We start from the raw sequence: 23,072 nt of genomic DNA, 5'->3' as shown, positions 1-23,072 counted from the left end.
AGCCTCTTAAGGCGTATGTGGGCCGGCGTCCTCGGCATTGCGGCGCAGCATCGCCGCCCCTTCCGCCACCGCGTTCCAGGCCGCCTGGGCCAGCGCCTTGCGGCTGGGGAAGGCATCGGGATCGAGCGGCGGGTGCAGGATCACGCTGGCACGCATCGAGCGCCACTGCGCCAGCTGCCAGACATGCGGTGCCAGATCCATGTCGCCATACCAGGAAAAGACGGGCCGGCGATGACGATTGACGTTCAGCCCGTCCAGCCGGTCATAGACCAGCGATACGGGCTGGATCAGCGGCGCCATGCCGGGCGCGTAGGTCAGCAGCGGCAGGTCGGTCTCGGCTCCCTTGCGCCGCGGCGGCATCTTGGCGATGGCGAAGAAGGCCGACATGAAGGGCAGCACACGCATCCCGTCCGACGACGTCCCTTCGGGGAACAGGACCAGATTGTCGCCCCCGATCAGGCGGCTGACCATTTCGTCACGCTCGCGGCCGGTCGTGCTGCGCTGCCGGCTGACAAAGATCGTCCGTCCAATGCGCGAGACGGTGCCCATGATCGGCCAGGCGCCGATATCGCCCTTGGCCACGAACACCGATGGCAGGACCGTGCCCAGAACCGGCACGTCCAGCCAGGAGCAATGGTTTGACACATAGATCACCGGACGTTCGCCGCGCGCGCGCGCGCGCGCGCCGCCTACCGTGCCGGCCCGGGTGCCGATCACGCGAATATCCATCGAGAGCAGCCGGCACAGCACGCCCCAGATCACGCGCGTCCAGCGGATCTTCGCCGTGCCGGGCACCAGCAGCAGCAGGGCCTCGAACGAGACCGATGTCGGGACCCAGACCGCGATCGCCAGCAGGCGTGCGGTCGCCCGCAGACGCGCCGACAGGCGGCTGCCCGTCGGGACCGGGGGGCTCTGGACGTCGGTGCAGGACATGTCGGGCCTCGCAAGACCCCGGGTCGGTGCTGGCCGGCGCGCGCTCATGGACAGGGGGCCCGATCGGAAACAGGGTGATACAGGATACGGCGAGGAACGAACTTCATGAACCGATCATAACCGGGTTGGGAGCCTGCATCAAAAAAGCCCCACTCGGGGCCGCCTGACAGCGGTCATGCATCACCAATCGGCCGCCATGTCAATGAAGGGCCGCCAGCCCGCCCTTCATCACATGGCCGACAGATCTGCAAACAACCCCGGCGATCCCGCGTTGAAACGACGTGGACGCGCCAATAGGGGCACACGCAATACGGAGGGTCATCATGTCGAACGACACGAAACCGACGCCGCCCAACCCGGAAAAAAAGAAACCGCATCCCCCCACCGAGCAGGAGGAAGCCAATCTGGACGAGGAACTGAAAGACAGTTTCCCCGCGAGTGACCCGCCATCTTCCGGTCACACGAATTCGCACTGAACGCGACCGGCTGGGGACCAGGGAGCGGGCCCGCGGAAATATCGCTCCCTGCGCCCGACGCATGCCGAACATCCCACGTTCGTGATGTCCTGCCCCCTGCGCGGGGCTCCCGTCGATCCCCATGTCAGAGACTGGGTCACCGCCCCCTCTCGCATTGCCGTCATTTCGCGAAGCCGGCGGTCGACCCCTCCCGGAGAGGAAGATGGGAAGAAGGGAGATTGTCCATGACGACAGCATATTCAGGCGTGGCCGGTGGCTCCGAGCGAGCATCCGCCCCCTCCCCGCCAGCAGGGCCACCGGAATGGGCGGCCTATCTTGAGGCCCTCCTGACCGGCGGCGAACCGCGCAATGGCTACGAGGCCCTGCTGCATCGGGCAGCCGATATAGGGTTATACGACGTGGTCCGCTCCTGGGGCATGACCGACACCCCGATGCCGATCGACAAGATGACGACCCGCCTCCTGCTCCCTGCGGAGATGCTGGTCGCCATCACCCGCGAGACGGCCTGGAGCGAGGATGAGACCCTGGCGGTCCTGACCACCGAACTGCCCCTCGCGGTCCGGCGGCACAGTACCCGACAGCGTTTCAACCGCTTCGGCCACACCGGCTGCCATGGCGAAGACCCGGTGCGCCGATAAGAGGCTGTTTCAAACAGGGTCTCAGTAGCCGCGTCGGCGATCGACGAGCCCCACCGGCACTTCGCCCCGTTGCAGCCGCTGCAGGTTCTCGATGACCTGTGCAGCGGCGCTGGCCGGGGTCGTATCGCTGGCCACATGCGGTGTGATGGTGACGCCGGGATGGTCCCAGAACGGATGATCCACGGGCAGCGGCTCCCGCGCCGTAACGTCCAGGATCGCGTGGGACAATTGACCGCTCGCCAGGACATCGAGCAGATCCTGCTCCACCAGATGGCCGCCACGCCCGCAATTCACCAGCGCCGCCCCGCGCGGCATGGCGTTGAAATGGGCGGAGCAGAGAATATCCCTGGTCTCCTCGGTCAACGGCAGCAGGCAGATCAGGATATCGGTCCGCGCCAGGAAGGGCTGAAGCCCCTCGGCGCCGGCAAAGCATGTGACACCGTCGAGCGCATGTGCCCCCCGGCTCCATCCGGCGCAATCGAATGCGAATAGTTGCAGGCGTTCCAGCAAAGCGCGCCCCAGCACGCCCAGCCCCAACACCCCGACCCGCCGGTCGCGGGCCAGCGTATGCGGCAGGCGCGTCCATTCATGCGCAGATTGCTGGCGGCGATAGGCCGGGATCTGCCGATGCAGGGCCAGCGTCGCCCAGGTGCCGTATTCCACCATCATCCCGGTCAGCGCCGGATCGACGATCCGCACCAGACTGACAGGCTCCGGCAGATCCAGCGACAGGAACTGGTCCACCCCGGCACCTTCCGAGAAGACGACCCGCAGATTCGGAAAACGCTGTACCAGATCGGGCGGAGCCTTCCAGGTCAGCAGCGCGGTGATCTCCGCCGGGTCGCCGCATTCGGGCCACAGCCGCACATCCAGATCGGGGGCCGCCTGATGCAGCGCCGTACGCCAGGCCGCCGCCCGGTCGGGTGAAGTTCTGACAAGCAACGCCATTTCATTCCATCCCGCGATGAGCCCGGCCGGGACATCAGCGCCGGAAGCCCATGATGTTATGGGCTCCCTTCCCCTTTCCCGGCAAGCGTCTCCGCTATGGTCACGGCGTCTCCAGTTCCAGGGCGAATTGCGTGCCGGACGCGGCGGCCTCCTGACTGTCGAGGCTGGACAGCGTCACCCCCAGCAGACGCACTCCCCTTTCAGGTGGAAAGAACGGACGCATCAGCCCCGTCGCAATCTCCCGCAGGTCGGCACGGGAGGATATCGGAGAGGGAAGCGAACGGGCCCGGCCGGTATGGCGGAAATCGGCATAGCGGATCTTCACCGTCACCGTGCGCCCGCTCAGCCCGCGCCTGCCGCTGACTTCCCACACCCGGTCGACCAGCGCGTCCAACACCGCCAACGCCTGGTCCCAATGATGGATATCCTGCTCCATCGTGCGTTCGGCGCCGATAGATTTGCGCTTGCGGTCGGGTTCGACCGGCCGCTCGTCCAGCCCGCGCGCAATGCCGTGGTAGAACGCGGCGGCACGGCCGAAATGGCGCGCCAGACGCTCCATGTCCCACTCCCGCAGGTCCAGGCCGGTGCGAATGCCCAGCGCATGCATGCGCGCCGCCGTGGCCGGGCCGATGCCGTGAAAGCGTTCGACCGGCAGGCTCTCGACAAAGCGCGGCCCCATGCGCGGCGTGATGACATACAGCCCGTCGGGCTTGCGGTGGTCCGATGCCAGCTTGGCGAGAAACTTGTTGTAGGACACGCCGGCCGATGCCGTCAGCCCGGTCTCCGCCCGGATCGCAGCCCGGATTTCCTCAGCGATCGCGGTGGCGGAGGACTGCGCGACCAGCGGCACGGTGACATCCAGATAGGCTTCGTCGAGCGAAAGCGGCTGGATCAGCTTCGTATAGCGGACGAAAATGGCATGGATCTGGGCCGAAACCGCCCGATAGACATCAAAACGCGGCGGCACGAAGAGCAGTTCGGGGCATTTGCGCCGCGCGGTGACCGAGGGCATGGCCGAGCGCACACCATATTGCCGCGCCTCGTAACTGGCGGCGGCGACCACCCCACGCTGCCGGCTGCCCCCAACGGCCACCGGCCGGCCCCGCAAGGCCGGGTCGTCCCGCTGCTCGACCGACGCATAGAAGGCATCCATGTCGACATGGATGATCCGCCGGATGACAGCCTCCCCCACTTCCTGCCGCACCATGTCCGTTCAGCCGTGCGGGCCGGAAGCTACCCTGGGGGCTGCCCTGGGGGCCGCCCCGGCACGCGGCCGGAGCGGAAGCGTCAGGCTCAGTTCTTGTTGCAAAACACTTTCTTGACCACGAAGGCCAGCGCCGCAACCAGACCCACGGCCAGGATTCCCTTCACGCAGGGGGACTTGATCTTACATTTCGTCGGACATTCAGCCATCGGTCTCACTTCCTTGAATGCGACAGCCGAGGCGCACATGCCCCGGTGCCTGCCGCATTTTATCCGCCTCGTCTTCTTCCTGACTAGTGCCAACAATCCGGAATTTTCCAGATTTCAGATTCTTAACATTAGACAAATCAATATTTTAGCGAACTGCCCCGCCCCAGAATTCACCCCTGCAATGCAGAGGCAGACCATGAGCCCGCAAGCGGATGGACCCTGTCGCACACCGTCGGATCGCCGTCCGGCGCGTAGGGCAGGCCCAGCACATCATGCAGGTAATCGCGCGTGGCGCGGCAGACGGCATCCGGAGTGCGCGAGCGCAGCGGCGAGGCGATGACATGGCTGTCGGCCTGCGGAAAATCCACCTGCCGCCGCAGGGCGACCGGCGTGCCGAATTGCCCGAACATCCGCATCATCGCCGGCACCTCGACCGTCAGGTCGGTATGCGTCGGATCGTGGTCGTAATAACCCAGAAAGACCGGCGCCGTGACCTGGCGAAACACCGACTCGACCATCCGCCCGCGCGTCAGCTGGGCCAGCGCGACATAACCGTCGACATGCACGTCCCCCGTCCAGACCGGCCCCAGCGCGGCGGCATGCGTCACGTCATGACCGTGATTGTGGAACAGCCACATCAGCTGCAATCCCCACGGCCAGAACAGCGGGTCCAGCTGGTTCCCCCGCTCGCGCACCAGCGGCGACCACAGGACCAGGCCGGCCAGCGCATGCGGAAAGCGCGCCGCCAGATCCAGCGCCAGGGCGCCACCGGTGGAGGCGCCGATCACCACCACCCTCTCGCCGATCGCGCCGCCGATCGCCAGCGCCCGCGCCGCCCCGTGCGCCAGACGCTCCCCCGTCAGGCCACGCATCGCGTCCGGCGCCTGCAACCCATGGCCCGGCAGCCGCGCCAGATAGAGGTTGCAGCCGAACAGGCGCGCGAGATCCGTATGGACCGGCGCCCCCTCCCCCTGGCTGGCGGTGAAACCATGCAGATAGACGATGGCGCAGGCGGTGCGCGCGGGGTGCGCCGGATCGGCCCATACGATCCGCGCCCCGGTGCCGGGTCGCAACGGGCCGGCCGCCGCTTCGCCGGCCGCGATCTCAGCCTCGAGCGTGGCAGGATCGGAGGGCATTGACGGCAAACTGACCGCACCGGTCCACGGCCGCACGCGCGGCCCCAGCCCGATCGCCAATCCCAGCATCCCCACCAGCAGAACGGCCCGCCACCCCATCATCGCCCGCATCCCGCGCCGTATCCCGACATATGAGCCCTATACCGAAATTTGCCTGATAAAATAGAGTGTTGTTTTTGTAATTACGAATATTGCCCTGCTCTCCTTTTTTCCTGCATACTCTCCGGCGGCAATACGGAACCGTTACCCCCAGGATCGCAATATTTGTTTACCACGCATGAGCCTCCGGGAAAGACGCGCCATTCATTATTTCGCCGCCGAAAAATCCTCGCATGGCTGATCTTCCTGCCCTGTACCGCAGCATTTCTGGCGGGGGCGCCCCCATCCGCGCACGGTCAGACGATCCCCACCACGCTGTACGATGCCGCAAGCGGCCTGACGAATATTTCCGTCATGTCGGCGATGCAGTTGCCGACGGGCCAGATCGTTGCGGCGACCCAGCATGGATTTTTCTTTTTCGACGGCAGGCGTTTCGTTCCCTTCGGCCCGGAACAGGGCCTGCCGGCCGCCGGCGTCGGGGTCGCCGCCGCACAGACCGGCGACGGAGACCTGATCCTGACCTATGCCGACATGATCTATGTCGCGCACAATCTGGCCGCCGCCGCATCGCCCGACCGGCTGCGCTTCCAGCCCGTCGACAGCGGGCGCCCGCTGGGGCATGACAGCCACCGCCGGATCATGCCGTGGCGTGGCGGCCTGGTCGTCACCGACCGTGACCACCTGCTGTTCATTCACAAGGAGGGCGCCCACGAACGCATCAGCCTGCTGGCCAGCACGCTGGGCATGCAGGGCGATCCGCTGACCGATGTGACAGCCCTGCATGAAGATGGCGACACGCTGTGGATCGGCACCAGCGACGGGCGCCTGTGCGCCGTATCCGGGCCCGACCTGCACTGTCCATCCCTGCCGTCCCTGGCGGAGCCTCGCGGGCTGGGAGCAATCACCCAGGACCGCGACGGCACATTGCTTGCGCGGACCCTGCATGAACTCGTCGTCGTTCCACACGGCCCGGCGGCCCCGCATGTCGAAACGATCCCTCACGCGGGCCGCCAATACGAAAACTACCAGCATCTGCTGACCATGTCCTGGTCCCCCCAGGGCGCGCTGATCACACAGGCCGACAACGACGAACTGGCTATCCGCACCGGCGGAACCTGGAAGACCGTCACCCTGGATGGCGAACTCTCCAATTCGCCGCTGACAGCCTTGCTGTTCGACCAGCAGGGGGCCCTGTGGATGGGCAGGATGGGATACGGCCTGGCCCGCGCGGGCGGATTTGGGACCTTCGAGACCTTCAGCCGGCGCGACGGCCTGGCGAGCGACGTCATGTGGCAGATGGCCCGTCAGCCCGGCGGCCCGCTCTGGATCGCTTCCGACACCGGCATCAGCGCACTGGATACCCGCACCAATACGGTCGTCCGCACCATCAGCCAGGCCGGATTCCACATTGCCGCCGACCGTCATGGCGGCATCTGGCAGGCCGGGCCGGAAGGCGTGACCCACCACGCCACGCAGACGGACTGGCGGCGCGACCATGCGATCAAGCGGGTCAACCAGATCCTGATCGGCCATGGCGACGACATATGGCTGCTGTCGGATCACGGGGCATGGCTGGCCGACGCCGCCCGACGCGATCAGGAGCCCCTGCCCGTTCCCGGCCTGGATGGCTCCTATGTCACGGGGCTGATCGACGCGGCCGGCACGGCATGGCTGGTCGAAAGGGGGCGGCTGGTGGTCCGGCATCCCGACGGCAGCACGACAATCATGCTGCCCAAATGGAAGCTGGCGACTTTCGCCCCCTACGTGATCGCCATGCAGGACGACCATCGCCTGTGGATCGGCGGCCAGGGCGGCCTCTATCGGCTGACGCATGATGGCGACCGGGTCGAGGATCTGACGTTCTACGACCCGGCCGCAATCGGCAACAGCATGCTGTACAGTCTCCTGATCGACCGGCATGGCCGCGTCTGGGCCGGTTCGGATCGGGGCGTGAACGTCTTCGACGGAAAGCACTGGATCACGATCACGGAGGCAGATGGACTGGTCTCCAACGATCTGGACCAGGACAGCCTGCTGGAGGACACGGACGGATCGATCTGGATCGGCACCAGCCGGGGCCTGTCGCATCTCCTCCGGCCGGAGACGGTGCTGACCGATATCTCCCCGCAACCGGTCATCACCGCCATGGCCCTCGGCCAGCATCCCTATTATGGCGAAGGGGCTGCCTTCAGCCGCGCGCCCCTGCGCGTGACCTTCGGCACGCTGGACTATCGCGACGCGCCGCGCCTGCGGTTCCGCTACCGGCTGGAAGGCGCGGACGAAAGCTGGAACGAGACCGCCGACGGATCGGTACGCTATCCATCGGTGCCGCCCGGCTCCCATCGCTTCATGCTGATGGCCTTCGATCCGGACCGCCATCAGCAATCCGCGATCGTGACCGCCCGCATCACCATGGCCCATCCCTGGTGGGATGGCTGGGCCGTCCGCGGCCTCGCGGCCGTTTGCCTGCTGCTGGCCGGCTACATGGCGTGGCGCATCCGCGTCGGGCTGCTGATCAAGCAGCGCCGGAAGCTGCAATCGATCGTCGACCGCCAGACCCGGGAAATCCGGGCCGCCCACCAGGCGCTGATCGAACAGGCGCGCCTCGACAGCCTGACGGGATTGCTGAACCGGGGGGCGATCCAGTCCCTGCTGCAATCCAGCCTCGCCGATCTGCCGGCCACCACGCCGCTGATGGCGGGACTGATCGACGTCGATCATTTCAAGCAGATCAATGACCGATGGGGACACCTGACCGGCGACGACGTCCTGACCGAAATCGGCAGCCGCCTGCGCCAGGGACTGAGCGGGGGCGATGCGGCCGGCCGCTATGGCGGCGAGGAGTTCCTGGTCGTGCTGACGGGCAAGAGCGCGACATTGCCGCACATGCAGGCGCTTTGCCGCACCCTGGGCGCGATGCCCGCCACCGTCGGCATGCCCGACCTAGTGGTCACGGTCAGCGCCGGCATCGCCCTGGCCTGCGCGAACGAGACCTGGCAGAGCCTGATCGAACGGGCCGACAAGGCGCTCTATCGCGCCAAGGCCGAGGGACGCAATCGGGTGATCCAGGCCCCCTGACGCGCGTCCGCGCCGTCTTTCAGCCCGCCGCCCGGCCGTCCGCCCGCATCAGGGCCTCCGCCAGCCAAGGCCCCGCCTCTGTTGTGCTGCCCGGGCAGGCCATTTCCAGCAGGGTCACCCCTTCGACGATCGACAGCAGGGCGGCGGGCGGACAGGGGCGATCCGGGTCGGGGATCAGCCGGGTGCCGATCCAGGCCGTCCAGTCGGCGACCACCTTCTTCGCAACCATGTCGTACGGCGCCTCACCGGCGGCGGCCCGCGCGATCACATCGGTCCACACCCGCATGAACGGCATCACCACCGGGTCCCGCCCCAACGCTAACACCTGGCCCAGGAATGCACCCGGCGAAACCGGCGGCCCCACGCTGTAGGCCTGAAGCAGCACGGACAGTTTCTCGCCGATGCGCGCCAGCACGCCAGTCACCAGCGTATCCTTGCTGCCGAAATAATAGATCAGCATCCGGTCGCTGGTGCCCAGCCGCCGCGCCAGGCCGCGCAGGCCCATCGTGCCCAGCCCCTCGCGCAGCACCAGTTCGGCCGCCGCCTCCGCCAGGACGTCGCGCCGCCCGGCCCGGTCGGGGGTCGCGGAATCATCACTCATGAAATTCTCTCGGAAAGAATACGATTTCGCATTGAAGCGTCCGCTACACAGCGCTAGTGTAGCACTCGCTTCATGGAAGGTGAGATAGCAATGCTCCGCTTGAATCAGATCATCATCTGCTCCGTCGTGGCGTTCCTCTTCTGGGCTCTGGCCACCCTGTTCGTCCATACCCTGCCCGGCAGCCTGTATGGCATGCGCGGCAATATCGGCTTCGTGACCAGCATCCCGGTCGCGCTGCTCAGCGTCTGGCTTGTTTGCCGCCTGGCACGGCTGGAAGGCAACCAGATCCTCTCCGGCTGTCTGTTCGTCATGGCCGACGCCATGCTCTACGATGCCATCGCCCTGCGCTGGTTCCCCACGCTTTACGCGGCCGACGACCAGACCTGCCGCCTGGCCTCGGCCTGGCTGCTCTGGGGCTACGGCATCAGCGCCTGGGGCGCCCTGCTGCTGGGCTTGTGGCGCGAACGGGTCGCTGCGCGCGCCTGACCCGTCGCACGACGCGGCGTCCGGCCTCTCAGCGAAGACGGGTTTGAAAGAACCGGACGACCGCATCATTGAACCGGGCATGAAAGGCGCCCCGGTCGAAGCCGGCCAGACTGGCACAGATCGGGTTGGACATCGCCGCCGCAATGCAGGGTGCGAGGAAATCGAAATGCCCGGCATCGGGCACGAGATGGAAATCCGGCGCCTGCGGCAGATTGTCCCGCACGACATCCGCGTAATAAGGCGCGGGAAGAATCGCATCCCGGCCAGCCTTCCAAAGCTGCACCGGTATCGTGACGGGTGCCAGCCCTGCCCGATCGAACGCAAAACCCAGCGCAGGGGCCGCCACTACAATCGCCTTGATCCGATCGTCCTGACGACCGGTCCACGCATGCTCAACCCGTTCTCTCGGATGGGCACGCAGCAGGCCGCAGTCGAAGAAATCGGGATGCTCACGGCAATGCGGCGCGACCGTGCCGAGGTCGGGACGTCCCCCAGCCGCCGCAAGAACCGTGAATCCACCGGAAGAAAAGCCGAACGCGCCAATACGCGTCGCATCGATCCGGCGCCGCGAGGGCCAGGTCTCCAGCATGTAGGTGATCAACGCACTCAACGCCGCCGGACGCTGCTCGATGCGGGTCGCCGCACCCTGGTCCCGCCAATTGTCCCCTGGATGCGTCAGCGCCGCGACGATGAAGCCGGCACGCGCCAGAGCCTGCGCAGTATCGAGATGGCCGGCGAACGACCCTCCATGACCATGCGACATCACGACCAGGGGATACTCCGACCCGTCAGGCAGCGCCCCGACAACACAATCCTGGACATATAATCCAAGTATCTGATGTTCCGGTTTCCCCACGGCGGGATACCAGATGCCGATTTCGGTACCGTTCGCCATTCGCGCATACTGAAACCCGACGGAGGGTGAACTGGCACGTGCAGATGTCAGAAGCGGGAGGCACAAGGCAGCACAAGCAACGATCAGGAACCTGTTGAACATCATAGCCGATCCGATTGAAATAATGGAGACGAGCGGCAGAAAAGCGGGTTGCCGCCGTCCGGGCCATCCGACATTCGTCAATGGGCGAACGGGCTGCGTGACCGGGCAAACGGGCTCGCTCCCATTAAAAAGGAAGGAAAATCCATAGATGACCGCGATCACGGCCAAGGCGCTTTCCAAAGCGCATCTCGCGCAGGCAGCGTGTGCGGTCTGTGCCCTGGGCGGCTTTCTCGGCCTACTCGGCCCGTTCGGCAGTTACCTCAATCATGGAACCGTGTCCCGGATCGTCTACTGGGTCGCGGCAACCTGGCTGGGCCTCGCGCTCTATGCCGCCGCCATTATCGCCACCCGCCGGATCGCGCCACCGGGCGGCCGCGCCTTCTGGTGCGTACTGGCGGGATTCGTCCTCATCGCCAGCGTGCCGCAGGCTTTTCTGACCCGCGGCGGCGCGCTGCTGCTGTGGCCGGCACTCGGGCACGTCCTGCCCGGCTGGACGGCATGGTACGCGCAGGTACTGGCAATCGGTCTGCCATCAACCCTGGGCGGTGCCGTCATATTCACGCGCCTGCGCCGGCCAATGATCGTCGGCCTCGACACCGAACCACCGCCGGCCTCCAAGGACAGCACAACCAGCCTGGGCACGGGAATCCTGGCCTTGCAGATGGAAGATCACTATGTGCGCGTTCATACGCATGCCGGATCGACCCTGCATCTCATGTCGATGACCCGCGCGATCGACGCTATCGCGCCCCTGACTGGCCTGCGCGTGCATCGCTCCTGGTGGGTGGCACGGCACGCCGTCCGGCAGATCGATGGACCAGCCCGCGCGATGCGGCTGACATTGGCAAACGGCGTCACGGCACCAGTCTCGCGGGCCAATGTTTCGGTCCTGCGGGCGGCAGAATGGCTGGCCGCCCCCGACAAGCCGAACTGAGCCAGCATTCGCCCCGGCTACGTTTCCACCAACGGATAATGACACGCCACCTCACGCCCATCCGGCAGTCCCCGCAACGTCGGCGGATCGACCCGGCAACGGTCGCGCGCCACCGGGCATCTCGTATGAAACCGGCAGCCGGGCGGCGGTGCAATCGGGCTGGGCACGTCGCCGCGCAACGGCGGCGGCAGCCCTTCGGTACGCACCACCGGCTCCGGCACGGCGGCGATCAGGGCGGCGGTGTAGGGGTGGGCCGGGCGATGCAGCACAGCGTCGGCCTCGCCCAGTTCGACGATCGCGCCCAGATACATCACCGCAACCCGGGTCGAAATCTGCCGCACCACCGCCAGATCATGCGCGACGAACACATAGGTCAGCCCCAGCCGGTCACGCAGATCCATGAACAGGTTCACGATCTGCGCCTGGATCGACACGTCCAGCGCCGCCACGGGCTCATCGGCCACCACCAGCCGGGGTGACAGTGCCAGCGCGCGGGCAATGTTGATGCGCTGCCGCTGACCACCGGAAAATTCGTGCGGATAGCGCGCCAGCGCCGCCTGCGGCAGGCCCACCAGATCCATCAGTTCCGCCAGCCGGGCCGCGATATCCGCCCGGCTGCGCCAGCCGCCACCGGGGGCGGGATGCACGCGCAACGGCTCGGCCACCAGGTCGCCGACCCGCCGGCGCGGGTTCAACGCGGCGTAGGAATCCTGAAACACCATCTGCATCTCCTGCCGCAGCGGGCGCAGGCGTCTTTCCGGCAGGGTGGTGATGTCGGTACCGTCGAAGACGACACGCCCTCCACTCGGCTGGACCAGCCGCAGCAGGCAGCGGCCGAGCGTCGATTTGCCGCAGCCGGACTCGCCCACCAGCCCCAGCACCTCGCCGCGCTGTACGGAAAGCGACACGCCGTCCAGCGCCCGCAGCACCTGCCCGCGCCCGACCCGATAGGTCATGCGTAAATCCTGCGCCGCAATCAGCGGAGCGGGAGAATCGACCGGCAGACGGGTCATGCGCTCATCTCCGCAACGAAACGCGGCGGCAGCGGGCGCCCCTCCGCCGGCAGCACACAGGCAATATCCTGCACCCCACTGGCGACCAACGCCGGCCGCACGGCGCAGGCCTCATGGGCATAGGCACAGCGTGGCGCGAAGGGGCAGCCGGCCGGGCGCTCGGCGGGAACCGGCGGGCTGCCGGGAATGGACGGCAGACGCGCCGGGCGCGGGCCATGCAGCGGCGGGATCGAATCCAGCAGCGCCGCCGTGTACGGGTGTCCCGGCTGCGCGAACAGCGCCCCGGTCGGCCCGCGCTCGGCAACCAGCCCGCTATACAGCACCAGCGTCCGGTCACAGGTCTCGGCTACCACGCCCATGTCATGGGTAATCAGCAGCACCGAGGACCCGTATTCCCGGCGCAACCCGCGCAACAGATCCAGGATCTGCGCCTGCACCGTCACATCCAGCGCAGTCGTCGGCTCGTCGGCGATCAGCAGGGCCGGATTGCAGGACAGCGCCATCGCGATCATCGCCCGCTGACGCAGGCCGCCGGAAAGTTGGTGCGGATAGCGCCCCGCCACCCGTTCCGGGTCCGGCACGCCCATGTCACCCAGCAGGCGCACGGTGCGCGACCGGGCATCGGCCCGCGATATCTTCTGATGCACGCGGATCTGCTCGTCGATCTGCCGCCCGACCGTATAGACCGGGGTAAAGGCGGTCATCGGGTCCTGGAAGATCATCGCGATCTCACGCCCGCGCAGCGCGCGATAGGCCCGTGGCGCCAGCCCCACCAGTTCACGCCCGCGAAAACGCACCGACCCGCTGACGCGCGCGCCCGGCACGTCGATCAGCCCCATGATCGCCAGCGAGGTCATGCTCTTGCCCGACCCCGACTCGCCCACAATGCCCAGGATTTCCCGTGCCCCCAGCGTAAAGGATACGGATTCGACGATCGGCACCAGCCGCCCGCCGATCGGCAGCGCCACCGTCAGGTCGCGCACCACCAGCAGCATGTCAGCGTCCATCGCGCACCCGGGGGTCCAAGAGGAGATACAGCATATCGACCACGGCATTGGCGATCACGACGAACACCGCCGAATACATCACCGTGGCCATGATCAGCGGCAGGTCCAGGTTCGACAGCGCCTGATAGGTCAACCGCCCCACCCCCTGCAAACCGAACACGACCTCGGTCAGCAGCGCACCGCCGCCGACCAGTTGCGCAAAATCCAGCCCGAACAATGAGACAAAGGTGATCATCGACGTGCGCAGCCCATGCACCAGCAGCACCCGCGCCGGCGACAGGCCCTTGGCACGCGCGGTGCGCATGAAATCCTCGCTCTGCACCGCCACCAGATCGGCGCGTAATACGCGGCTGTAGATGCCCACGAACAGCACCGCCAGCGTCAGCCACGGCAGCGCGAGCGCGCGGAACCAGCCCAGCGGGTCCTCGGTCAGCGGCACGTAGCCCAGCCCCGGCACCCAGGAAAACAGCCAGCTCTCGTGATAGCGGCTCTGCGTCACCAGATTCACCACCTGCCCCAGCCAGAAGACCGGGATCGAAATCCCCACCAGCCCCAGCATCATCAGGCCGCGATCCACCCAACTGCCGCGCAGCGCCGCCGCGATCACGCCCATGGCCACCGACAGCACAACCCAGATCACGGCAGCGCCCGAGACCAGCGACACCGTGACCGGCGCAGCCTCCAGGATCTCCGGCACCACTTTCTGCCCGCGATTGACGTAGGATGTCAGATCCCGCGTGACGAACAGCTTTTCCATCATCCGCGCATATTGCACCGGCAAGGGCCGGTCGAACCCATATTCCACACGCACCCGCGCCATCGTCTCAGACGAGGCATTGCGCCCGGCGATGCGCGCCGTCGGGTCTGCGCCCGGCGTGGCGAAGAAGACCAGGAACACCAGGACCGAAATCCCGACCAGCACGAACAGCGTCTGCCCCAGACGCCGCAGAACCGCCATCACCATCACGCGCGCTCCCGTCCGCTGTCGCGCACATCCAGCGCGTCGCGCATGCCGTCCCCCAGCACATTCAGCGCCAGCACCACGATGACGATCGCAAGCCCCGGCGCGATGGCCACCATCGGGCGCGTATAGATCAGCCCCTCGCCATCCTCGATGATCGTGCCCCACGACGCCCCCGGCGCCTGCACGCCGATCGAGAGGAACGACAGGGCGGATTCCGCCATCATCGCCAGCGCCATCATCAGCGGCGCCAGCACCACCAGCGTCCCGGTGACATTGGGCAGGATATCGCGCAGCACGATGCGATAGCCCGGCACCCCCAGCGCCCGCGCGGCGGTGACAAATTCCGCCCGCCGCAGCGACATCACCCGCCCGCGCACCGGCCGCGCCGCATAGGGCACATAGACCAGCGCGATGATGCAGATGGGGATCAGCAGATTGTCGCTGGCGATGGCAACCGGCCCCAGCTTCAATCCCTGGCTGACGGTGACGATGGAAAGCGAGATCGCGAACAGATAGACCGGCACCGCCCACATGATGTCCATGATGCGCGACAGCACCGCATCGACGATCCCCCCGGCATAACCCGCGACGATGCCCACGATGGCCGCAAGCACGATGCACAGCGCGGCGGCACAGAAGGAAATCAACAGCGACGTCCGCCCGCCATATAGCAGCCGCGCCGCCAGGTCGCGCCCCTGGCTGTCCGCTCCCAGCAGGTCGGCCGAGGCATGCCAGGTCGGGCCGATGGGCGACAGGCCCAGATGCAGCGGATTGTCATTGGGCTGCATGATGTCGACACTGCGCCCGTCGATCGTCACCGACCCCGCGACGTTGGAAGTGAACGGATCGGTATGCGCCACATCGCGCGCATAGACCGGCGCCAGCAGACATGCCGCCGTCACCGCCAGCAGCACCGCCAGCGCCACCATCGCCGCACGGTCGCGCGCCAGCCGCCGCCCGGCGCGGCGCCACGGCCCGGCAGGCCGGGGCGCGGAGAGGGACGACGATGCGGTCGGCGCTGTCATGGGGAAAGCCTTCTCACAGCCTGTTTGGAAATGCGCGCTGGTGAGCGAGAGCGGATGGCCGCGAGCACCGGAGCACAGAAAACGCCCGTCGGACCGCCACCAGCGCCCATTCCCGAAAAACTCTGAAAGCCTGTCCGGGAATGGGGGCTGGTGAGCGGGAGTAGCCCGACAGGGCTACGCCCGGCGTGTGTTTTCGAGCACCGGAGCGGAGCGGCCTTGATGGCCGTGAGCACCGGAGCACAGGGAACGCCCGTCGGACCGCCACCAGCGCACATTCCCGGACAGGCGCTCAATGGACCCAGAGCTGCGCGAGCAGCACCATGTAATAGGCGCTGGACAGCACATGCCCCACCCGCGCCGAGACCAGATCCAGCCGGCGGGTCTGCACCAGCGGCACCACCGGCGCCTGCGCCATGATGGCGGCATCGGCCTGCTGCCACATGGCATCGGCCCGCACCGGGTCGCCCTGCTGCGCCGCCGCGGCATCGTCCATCAGCCGGTCGATCGCCGGATCGCAGAAGCCCGACATGTTCAGCGAATTATCGGACGAAGGATGAAAACTGTCGCAGGCGAACAACGTGTGCAGAAACGCCCCCGGCGCCGGGTAATCGGCCTGCCACCCGGTAAAGCCGATCTGCACCGCGTTCGACGTATTCTGCAAATAGGAAAACTCGACCACCGGCGTGATCGGCCGCACGATGGCGTGGTAGCCCAGTTCCGCCAGCGTCTCGCGCACCGCCTGGCCCAGTACTCGCCCCATGGACGTGTTCATGGTCACGATCGTCACATCCTGCCCCGCCGTTCCGCTGGCGGCCACCAGCGCGCGGGCCCGCGCCATGTCCACCCCCTGCCAGGACGGCGCCGGATGCGCCACCGACGCCCCACGCCCATAGGCACATTCCGGATCATGGCTCGGGATGCCGCGCGGAATCATGTCGCACGCCGGATAGGCCAGCGCCGGACCGCCTTCATGCAGGACCATGGCATGACGATCCACCGCATCATTCAGTGCCCGCCGCACCTCGGGCACATCGAACGGCGCCAGGCGCACATTCATCTCCATGTACCAGACCACGAGCATGTCCGACAGATGGACGCGCGGCACATACCGGTCGCCCAACTCGCCCAGCCGGTCGCGCGGCGGCATGTCGAGCATCCAGTCATACTGGCCGTTTTCCACCGCCGTCACTTCGGCTTCCTCGTCCAGGCCGAAACTGTAGACGATCCGGTCGGGGAAGCCATCGGGCTGCGCCAGCCCATCCCACACCCGGAAATACGGATTACGTTCCAACCGCATCACCCGGTCCGGATCGTAGAAGGTGATGCGATAGGGACCGGTCCCCGGCGGGGCGACATTGCCCGTGTCATGGTCGGGCGTCCCCGCCGGCACGATCGCGGCCTGCGGAAAGGCGAGCTTGTACAGGAAATCCGTATCCGGCCGCGCCAGGTGAAAGGTCACCGTCCCCGCGGCCGCATCGGTCACCACGCCATTCGACAGGTCGCACCGCCCCTGCCCGGCAAGACACGGAGCCGCCCCGACCAGATTGCTGAAATACGGCCCCGCCGCGGGACTGTTGACGCGAAAGATCCGGCGCATGGTCGCCACGACATCCTCGACACCCAGTACGTGCCCGTCGGAAAAGCGGATGCCCTGCCGCAGGCGAAAGACATAGGTACGGCCGCCATCGCGGATCTCGGGCATGCCGTCGGCCAGGTCGGGCACCGGCCGCACCGCATCGCCGCGCCCGCTCTTGGGAAACGCCATCAGCCCGTCATAGACCGGGGCCCCGATCTGCAGATTCTGCTGCTCATACGCAATCTGCGGATCGACCGACCCGCCGGAGGACGCCGCCGTCAGCCGCAGCGTGCCACCGCGATGCGCCGCCATCAGCGCTCCGTCATCCATGCCATGCGCCGCGCCACCGGCCATGCCCAGCAAGAGAACAGGCAGAACACCCAGCAGGCGCGCCGCAACTCCCCTCACTGAATCCAAACCTGCGAGAAGATCATGTGATACAGGTCCGTATAGAAATAATTCCCCAGCCGTGACGATACCAGATCGATATAATTGATGCGAATGGCCGGCGCCGCCGGAGAGTCGCGGGTGATGATCCGCCCCGCCTGCGCCCAGAGTTCCGCCGCCCGCGCCGGATCGGTCTCCTGCTTGGCCGCATCCATCGCCGCCTGGGCTTCCTTGTTGCAATAGCCGGCGATGTTGATCGAATTGTCGGTACCGGGATGAAAATTCTCGCACCCGAACAGATCGTCCAGAAAGTTGGAGGCCGACGGGTAATCCGCAAACCAGTCACTCAGGCTGATCTGCACATGGTTCGACGTGTTCTGGATGTATCCAAGCTGCACCGAATGGGCCAATGGCTTGACGCTGGCGTCATAACCGATGGCCTGCAGCATGTTGCGCAGCCATACCCCCATGCTCATCTCGACGGCGGTGTTCTGCACCACCACCGTCACCTTCTGCCCGGCGGTACCACTGGCGGTCACCAGCCGGCGCGCGCCCTCCAGATCCGCCTCTCGCCATGACGGCGCCGGGTGGTCCGGGTCCGCCCCGACCGTATGGGCACATTCGTCCAGCGCGCCGGAAATGCCCGGCGGCACCATGGTGCAGAGCGGCCCCGCCACGGCGGCCCCGCCATACAGAATGGTCATCGCGCGCCGATCCAGCGCCCGGTTCACCGCCTGCCGCGCCATGCGGTTGTTGAAAGGCGGAATATTCACGTTCATCGGCACGTAATAGAAGCCGTAGAGCGACCGGAGATGGACCTGTCTGGTATGGCGCGCGCCCAGTTCGCCCAGCCGGTCCAGCGGCTTCATGTCGAACATCCAGTCATACTGCCCGTTTTCCACCGCCGTCACCGCCGCCTCGTCCGGCAGGCCGAAATCGTAGCGGATATGATCGGCATAGCCGTCGGGCTGCGCATCGGCGCTCCAGACATGGAAGAACGGATTGCGCTCCAGCACCGCCCCCCGGTCCGGATCGTAGCTGATGAACCGGTACGGCCCCGTGGTCGGCGCCGGCACATTGCCCAGATCATGATCCGGCATGTTCGCCGGCAGGATCGAGGCATGCGGAAAGGCCAGTTTCTGCGGGAATTCGGCATCCGGCTGGCTCAGATGGAAGACCACTTCCCGCGTCGCCGGATCGACCTTCAGCCCGCCCGCCAGCGTGCAGTGCGCCGGATCGCGCAGGCAGATATCCGCGCCGACAATGGCACCGTAGAACGACCCCGCCGTGGGGCTGCCGACCCGGAACAGCCGCCGGATCGAGGCCGCGACATCCGCCACCGTGACCTCCTGCCCGGTCGAGAACCGCACCCCCTGCCGCAGGGTGAAGCGCCAGGTCCGCCCGCCATCCTCGGGCTGCGGCACGGTTTCGGCCAGGTCGGGCACCACCTCGTCGCTGGTGCGGTCGTCCGCCTTGCGGAAATTCAGCAGCCCGTCATACAGGACCGTGAAAAGCTGGGCATATTCCGAAGTATAATTGATCTGCGGGTCCAGCGTCCCGCCCGAGGACGATGCCGTCAGCCGCAGCGTGCCCCCGCGATGCGGGCTGCCCAGCGTCTGCCCGTCCCCCACCGGCCGGGCACTCCCCGGCGGCGCGGAATCCTGCGCGCGGGCAGCGTAGCCGGGCACAGCCGCCAGCGCCGCCAATACTCCGGCAAGCAGAAGAGGCCGGCTCAGAGCCTGTCTGGAAAGCCGCGCTGGGGAGCGAGAGCGGCCCGCAGGGGCGCGCCCGGCGTGTGTTTCCGAGCATCGGAGCGGAGCGGCCTTGTGGGCCGTGAGCACCGAAGCACAGGAAACGCGCGTCGGATCGCCGCCAGCGCGGCTTTCCAGACAGGCTCTGAGCCGGCGCCCCCCCACCTATTGCGCCGCCATGAGACCGTTCAGACGATCGGCCATCTCCTGGGCCGAAGCATCGGACTGGATCGTCCCGGCATAACGCCCTTCGGGCGACATGATGACGATGCGCGGCGACGGCTCCATGCTGTAATCGCCATCCTTGCCCTCATGGCGCACATAGGGCGTATGATATTCGGCCGTGACGGCCTTGAGCATGGTCGGCGCACCGGTCATGGCGAAGATGCGCGGCCCGAACCGCAGCGTATAGGCCCGCATCGCCTCGGCGGTGTCACGCATCGGGTCCAGCGAGATGAACAGCGGCGCCACAAACCGGTGGCGCGGCCCCAGCAGGTCCATCGCGCCCGCCATCGCCCGCAGCGTCGCGCCGCATTGCTCATCGGGGCAGTGCGTGTAGCCGAAATAGACCAGCATCCAGCGGCCCCGGAAATTACTGTCCGACACCTCGCCCTCGGCCGCGCTGACCAGCCGGAACGACCCGCCGATCTCGTTGCCGTGGGTAGACAGCAGCGGCCCCGCGCGATCCATCGCCCAATAGCCCGCATAGCCCCCCGCGGCCGAAAGCACGGCGATGACCGCCCCGATCGCCAACCGGCGCTTGTCCCGTTCCTGCATCAATGTGCGTCCGCCCAGTTCGTTCCGGTCCCGGTCTCCACCACCAGCTTCACCGACAGATCGGCGGCGGATTCCATCACCTGTTTCACGAGTGCCGACAGGTCGCCCTCCTGGCCCTGCCGTACCTCGAACACAAGTTCGTCATGGACCTGAAGCAGCAGCCGTCCGTCAAGCCCGGCATCGGCCAGCGCATGCGGCAGGCGTACCATCGCGCGCTTGATGATGTCGGCCGCCCCGCCCTGCAACGGCGCGTTGATCGCCTGCCGCTCGGCATAGGACCGCCGGGCCGCATTGCGGTCGCCGATGCCCGGCACCCAGCAGCGCCGGCCGAACGGGGTGGTGACGTAACCGTTCGCCTTCGCCTCTTCCTTCATCCGGTCCATATAGTCGCGGATTTCCGGATAGCGGGCGAAATAGGCATCGATATACGACCGCGCCTCGCCCGGCGGGATGCCAAGCTGCCGCCCCAGCCCGAAGGCGCTGATACCGTAGATGATGCCGAAATTGATCGCCTTGGCCCGCCGGCGCGTCAGCGGGTCCATGCCCTCGATCGGCAGGCCGAACACTTCGGACGCCGTGCGGGCATGAATATCCTGCCCCAGCGCAAAGGCCTCGCGCAGGGCGGGAATGTTCGCCACATGGGCCAGCAGCCGCAATTCGATCTGCGAATAATCCGCCGACAGCAGCACATAGCCCGGCGCCGCGACAAAGGCGCGGCGGATGCGCCCCCCTTCCTCGGTACGGATGGGGATATTCTGCAGATTCGGCTCGTTGGACGACAGGCGGCCGGTCGAGGTGATGGCCATCTGGAACGAGGTATGCACCCGTTCCGTCCCCGGATCGGCCTGGCCCACCAGCGCGTCGGCATAGGTCGATTTCAGCTTGGCCAGCTGCCGCCAGGCGAGAATGCGCCCCGGCAGCTCATGCCCCTGGTCCGCCAGATCCTGCAATACGGAGGAATCAGTGCCCCAGGCGCCCGATTTCATCCGCTTGCCGCCGGCCAGCCCCATTTCGTCGAACAGGATCTCGCCCAATTGCTTGGGCGAGCCGACATTGAACGACCGCCCGGCCAGACGGTGGATCTCCACCTCCATCTCGCCCATGCGCGCCGCGAAATCGGCCGACAGGCGCCGCAATTCGGTGACATCGACCGCGATTCCGGCCCGCTCCATGTCGGCCAGCACGGCCACCAGCGGCCGCTCCAGCTCCTCATACAGCGCCAGCGCCCGGTTGGACCGCAGGGTCGGATGCAGCACCAGCCACAGCCGCAGCGTCACGTCCGTATCCTCGGCCGCATAGGCCGTGGCCCGCGCCACATCGACCCGCGCGAACGGAATGCGGTTGCGCCCGGTGCCCGTCACCTCGTCATAGGAAATCGGCGTATGGCCCAGATACAGCCGCGACAATTCGTCCATGCCCTGCCCATGCCGCCCGGCATACTGGGCATAGGAAATCAACATGGTGTCGTCGATCGGCGTCGGCTGCGGCGCCCCGGCACGGGTCAGTACCAGCAGGTCGAATTTGGCGTTCTGGAAAATCTTCAGCACCGACGGGTCGATAAACAGCGGCCCCAGGATCTCCAGCACGGCGGCCACCGGCATCTGGAGGCCAACGGGGTCCTCTTCCACCCCCTCCTCGGGCAGAAGCTGCGCCTGTGCCGGCGCGCCCTCATGGGCCAGCGGAATATAGCAGGACCGCCCCGGCGCCACCGCCAGCGAAATCCCGACCAGCCCGGCATGCAGCGGGTCCAGCCCGTCAGTCTCGGTATCGACGGCGCAGAATCCGACACGCCGCGCCTCCGCAACCCATGCCTCCAGCGCCTCGGCGGTGCGCACGGTCTCATAGGGGCCGAAAGCCGCGCGATCAGGCGCCACCGGCGCCTCGGCCGGCGCCGCGTCCGCACGGGCAACGGCCGGAGACGGGGCATGGCTGGCCACACCGACCGCCGCCGCCGTTTCCTTCAGCCCCATCCGATGCACCAGCGAGCGGAAGCCCATCCGCGTCAGCCAGGCGCCCAACTGCGCCTCATCCGGCGCGCGGCAGACCAGCTCCTCCAGCGGCAGGGGGCACGGCGCGTCCTCGCGCAGCGTCACCAGTTCGCGCGACAGCCGCGCGCGTTCCGCATGCTCGATCAGATTGTCGCGCCGCTTCGACGCCTTCATCGCCGGGGCGGCCTCCAGGATCGCATCCAGCGACCCGTATTCCGCGATCAGCGCCGATGCCGTCTTGGGCCCGATCCCCGGCACGCCCGGCACATTGTCCACCGAATCGCCGATCAGCGCCTGCACGTCGATCACCTTGTCGGGCGTGACGCCGAATTTCGCCTCGACCTCGGCCGGCCCGATGGGCTTCTGGCGGATCGGGTCCTGCATCTCCACGCCCGGGCGGATCAGCTGCATCAGGTCCTTGTCGGACGAGACGATGGTGCAGCGCCCACCCGCATCGGTCACGCGGCGGGCATAGGCCGCAATCAGATCGTCGGCCTCCCATCCCGCTTCCTCGATCCCCGGCACCCCGAAGGCCGAGGTGGCGTCGCGCACCAGGGCGAATTGCGGGCGCAGATCCTCGGGCGGCTCGGGCCGGTGGGCCTTGTACTGGTCATAGAGTTCGTTGCGGAAGGTCAGCCGCCCCGCATCGAAAATGACCGCCAGATGCGTGCCCACATGGTCGCGCAACAGGCGCGCCAGCATGTTGGTAAAGCCGAAGACGGCGTTGACCGGCGTCCCGTCGGGCGCAGTCATCGGCGGCAGGGCATGGAAGGCACGGAAGATGAACCCCGATCCGTCAACGAGGATCAGGTGAATCGGGGCGTCGCTGGACATGGGAGGTCTGA

The 23,072-nt window shown here is 67.0% G+C and carries 19 protein-coding genes; 5 read left to right on the top strand and 14 right to left on the bottom strand.

Annotated elements, in window-relative coordinates; translation table 11 throughout:
- Positions 1-6 precede the first annotated feature (6 nt).
- On the bottom strand, positions 7-933 hold the full coding sequence (locus HLH29_RS16015) for a lysophospholipid acyltransferase family protein (protein WP_246374318.1): 927 nt from the start codon (positions 931-933) through the stop codon (positions 7-9).
- 323 nt (positions 934-1,256) lie between these two features.
- Here HLH29_RS16015 and HLH29_RS16010 point away from each other — a divergent pair, with 323 nt between their 5' ends.
- Positions 1,257-1,409 carry a hypothetical protein gene (locus HLH29_RS16010; RefSeq protein ID WP_182968383.1) on the top strand — a complete coding sequence of 51 codons (153 nt, stop codon included), beginning with the start codon at positions 1,257-1,259 and terminating at the stop codon, positions 1,407-1,409.
- Positions 1,410-1,633: 224 nt separating this feature from the next.
- Positions 1,634-2,047 carry a hypothetical protein gene (locus HLH29_RS16005; RefSeq protein ID WP_182968382.1) on the top strand — a complete coding sequence of 138 codons (414 nt, stop codon included), beginning with the start codon at positions 1,634-1,636 and terminating at the stop codon, positions 2,045-2,047.
- A 21-nt stretch (positions 2,048-2,068) separates the two neighbouring features.
- Here the strand turns inward: HLH29_RS16005 and HLH29_RS16000 are convergent, their stop codons facing one another.
- The 3 genes from HLH29_RS16000 to HLH29_RS15990 all read right to left on the bottom strand — a co-directional run bounded on the left by HLH29_RS16000 (position 2,069) and on the right by HLH29_RS15990 (position 5,646).
- Positions 2,069-2,995, bottom strand: a complete 927-nt coding sequence (locus tag HLH29_RS16000) for a 2-hydroxyacid dehydrogenase (protein ID WP_182968381.1) — start codon at positions 2,993-2,995, stop codon at positions 2,069-2,071.
- A 100-nt stretch (positions 2,996-3,095) separates the two neighbouring features.
- Positions 3,096-4,202 carry a DNA polymerase IV gene (gene dinB, locus HLH29_RS15995; protein ID WP_182968380.1) on the bottom strand — a complete coding sequence of 369 codons (1,107 nt, stop codon included), beginning with the start codon at positions 4,200-4,202 and terminating at the stop codon, positions 3,096-3,098.
- Positions 4,203-4,578: 376 nt separating this feature from the next.
- Positions 4,579-5,646, bottom strand: coding sequence for an alpha/beta hydrolase (locus HLH29_RS15990; RefSeq protein ID WP_182968379.1), 1,068 nt, complete (start codon positions 5,644-5,646; stop codon positions 4,579-4,581).
- Between the two features lie 162 nt (positions 5,647-5,808).
- Between HLH29_RS15990 and HLH29_RS15985 the strand changes: the two genes are divergently transcribed.
- Positions 5,809-8,721, top strand: a complete 2,913-nt coding sequence (locus HLH29_RS15985; RefSeq protein ID WP_182968378.1) for a ligand-binding sensor domain-containing diguanylate cyclase — start codon at positions 5,809-5,811, stop codon at positions 8,719-8,721.
- A 19-nt stretch (positions 8,722-8,740) separates the two neighbouring features.
- On the opposite strand, the gene HLH29_RS15980 is transcribed toward HLH29_RS15985, so the two are convergent.
- A complete protein-coding gene (locus HLH29_RS15980) occupies positions 8,741-9,322 on the bottom strand; it encodes a TetR/AcrR family transcriptional regulator (RefSeq protein WP_182968377.1) in 582 nt (193 codons plus the stop codon).
- 90 nt (positions 9,323-9,412) lie between these two features.
- Between HLH29_RS15980 and HLH29_RS15975 the strand changes: the two genes are divergently transcribed.
- Complete coding sequence (locus HLH29_RS15975) at positions 9,413-9,808, top strand: DUF5367 family protein (protein ID WP_246374317.1); 396 nt, start codon at positions 9,413-9,415, stop codon at positions 9,806-9,808.
- Between the two features lie 28 nt (positions 9,809-9,836).
- Here HLH29_RS15975 and HLH29_RS15970 read toward each other — a convergent pair whose 3' ends face one another.
- Positions 9,837-10,703, bottom strand: a complete 867-nt coding sequence (locus tag HLH29_RS15970; protein WP_220791550.1) for an alpha/beta hydrolase family protein — start codon at positions 10,701-10,703, stop codon at positions 9,837-9,839.
- Between the two features lie 250 nt (positions 10,704-10,953).
- On the opposite strand from HLH29_RS15970, the gene HLH29_RS15965 reads away from it, so the two are divergent.
- Positions 10,954-11,739, top strand: coding sequence for a LytTR family DNA-binding domain-containing protein (locus HLH29_RS15965; protein WP_182968375.1), 786 nt, complete (start codon positions 10,954-10,956; stop codon positions 11,737-11,739).
- Positions 11,740-11,756: 17 nt separating this feature from the next.
- Here HLH29_RS15965 and HLH29_RS15960 read toward each other — a convergent pair whose 3' ends face one another.
- The 8 genes from HLH29_RS15960 to polA form a co-directional block, all read right to left on the bottom strand.
- Positions 11,757-12,752 (bottom strand): ABC transporter ATP-binding protein, encoded by a 996-nt coding sequence (locus HLH29_RS15960; RefSeq protein WP_182968374.1) that lies wholly within the window; start codon positions 12,750-12,752, stop codon positions 11,757-11,759.
- Positions 12,749-13,759 (bottom strand): ABC transporter ATP-binding protein, encoded by a 1,011-nt coding sequence (locus HLH29_RS15955; RefSeq protein WP_182968373.1) that lies wholly within the window; start codon positions 13,757-13,759, stop codon positions 12,749-12,751. Before HLH29_RS15955 ends, HLH29_RS15960 begins: the two co-directional genes overlap by 4 nt.
- Positions 13,749-14,723 (bottom strand): ABC transporter permease, encoded by a 975-nt coding sequence (locus tag HLH29_RS15950; RefSeq protein ID WP_182968372.1) that lies wholly within the window; start codon positions 14,721-14,723, stop codon positions 13,749-13,751. Before HLH29_RS15950 ends, HLH29_RS15955 begins: the two co-directional genes overlap by 11 nt.
- Positions 14,723-15,748, bottom strand: coding sequence for an ABC transporter permease (locus HLH29_RS15945; protein ID WP_182968371.1), 1,026 nt, complete (start codon positions 15,746-15,748; stop codon positions 14,723-14,725). The genes HLH29_RS15950 and HLH29_RS15945 overlap by 1 nt, the downstream gene beginning before the upstream one ends.
- A 289-nt stretch (positions 15,749-16,037) precedes the next feature.
- Positions 16,038-17,732, bottom strand: coding sequence for an ABC transporter substrate-binding protein (locus HLH29_RS15940; protein WP_182968370.1), 1,695 nt, complete (start codon positions 17,730-17,732; stop codon positions 16,038-16,040).
- Positions 17,729-19,408: an ABC transporter substrate-binding protein gene (locus HLH29_RS15935; protein WP_408871984.1), complete on the bottom strand. Its 1,680-nt coding sequence runs from the start codon at positions 19,406-19,408 to the stop codon at positions 17,729-17,731. The genes HLH29_RS15940 and HLH29_RS15935 overlap by 4 nt, the downstream gene beginning before the upstream one ends.
- Positions 19,409-19,627: 219 nt before the next feature.
- Entirely contained in the window at positions 19,628-20,239 is a 612-nt protein-coding gene (locus tag HLH29_RS15930; RefSeq protein ID WP_182968368.1) for an SCO family protein, read from the bottom strand.
- Positions 20,239-23,061: a DNA polymerase I gene (gene polA / locus HLH29_RS15925; RefSeq protein WP_182968367.1), complete on the bottom strand. Its 2,823-nt coding sequence runs from the start codon at positions 23,059-23,061 to the stop codon at positions 20,239-20,241. The genes HLH29_RS15930 and polA overlap by 1 nt, the downstream gene beginning before the upstream one ends.
- Positions 23,062-23,072 lie beyond the last annotated feature (11 nt).

It is taken from the genome of Gluconacetobacter tumulicola, assembly GCF_014174215.1.
In the GTDB taxonomy this organism is placed as follows: domain Bacteria; phylum Pseudomonadota; class Alphaproteobacteria; order Acetobacterales; family Acetobacteraceae; genus Gluconacetobacter; species Gluconacetobacter tumulicola.
The sequence above is the reverse complement of the archived record's forward strand: the minus strand, read 5'-3'. Positions and strand labels throughout refer to the sequence as shown.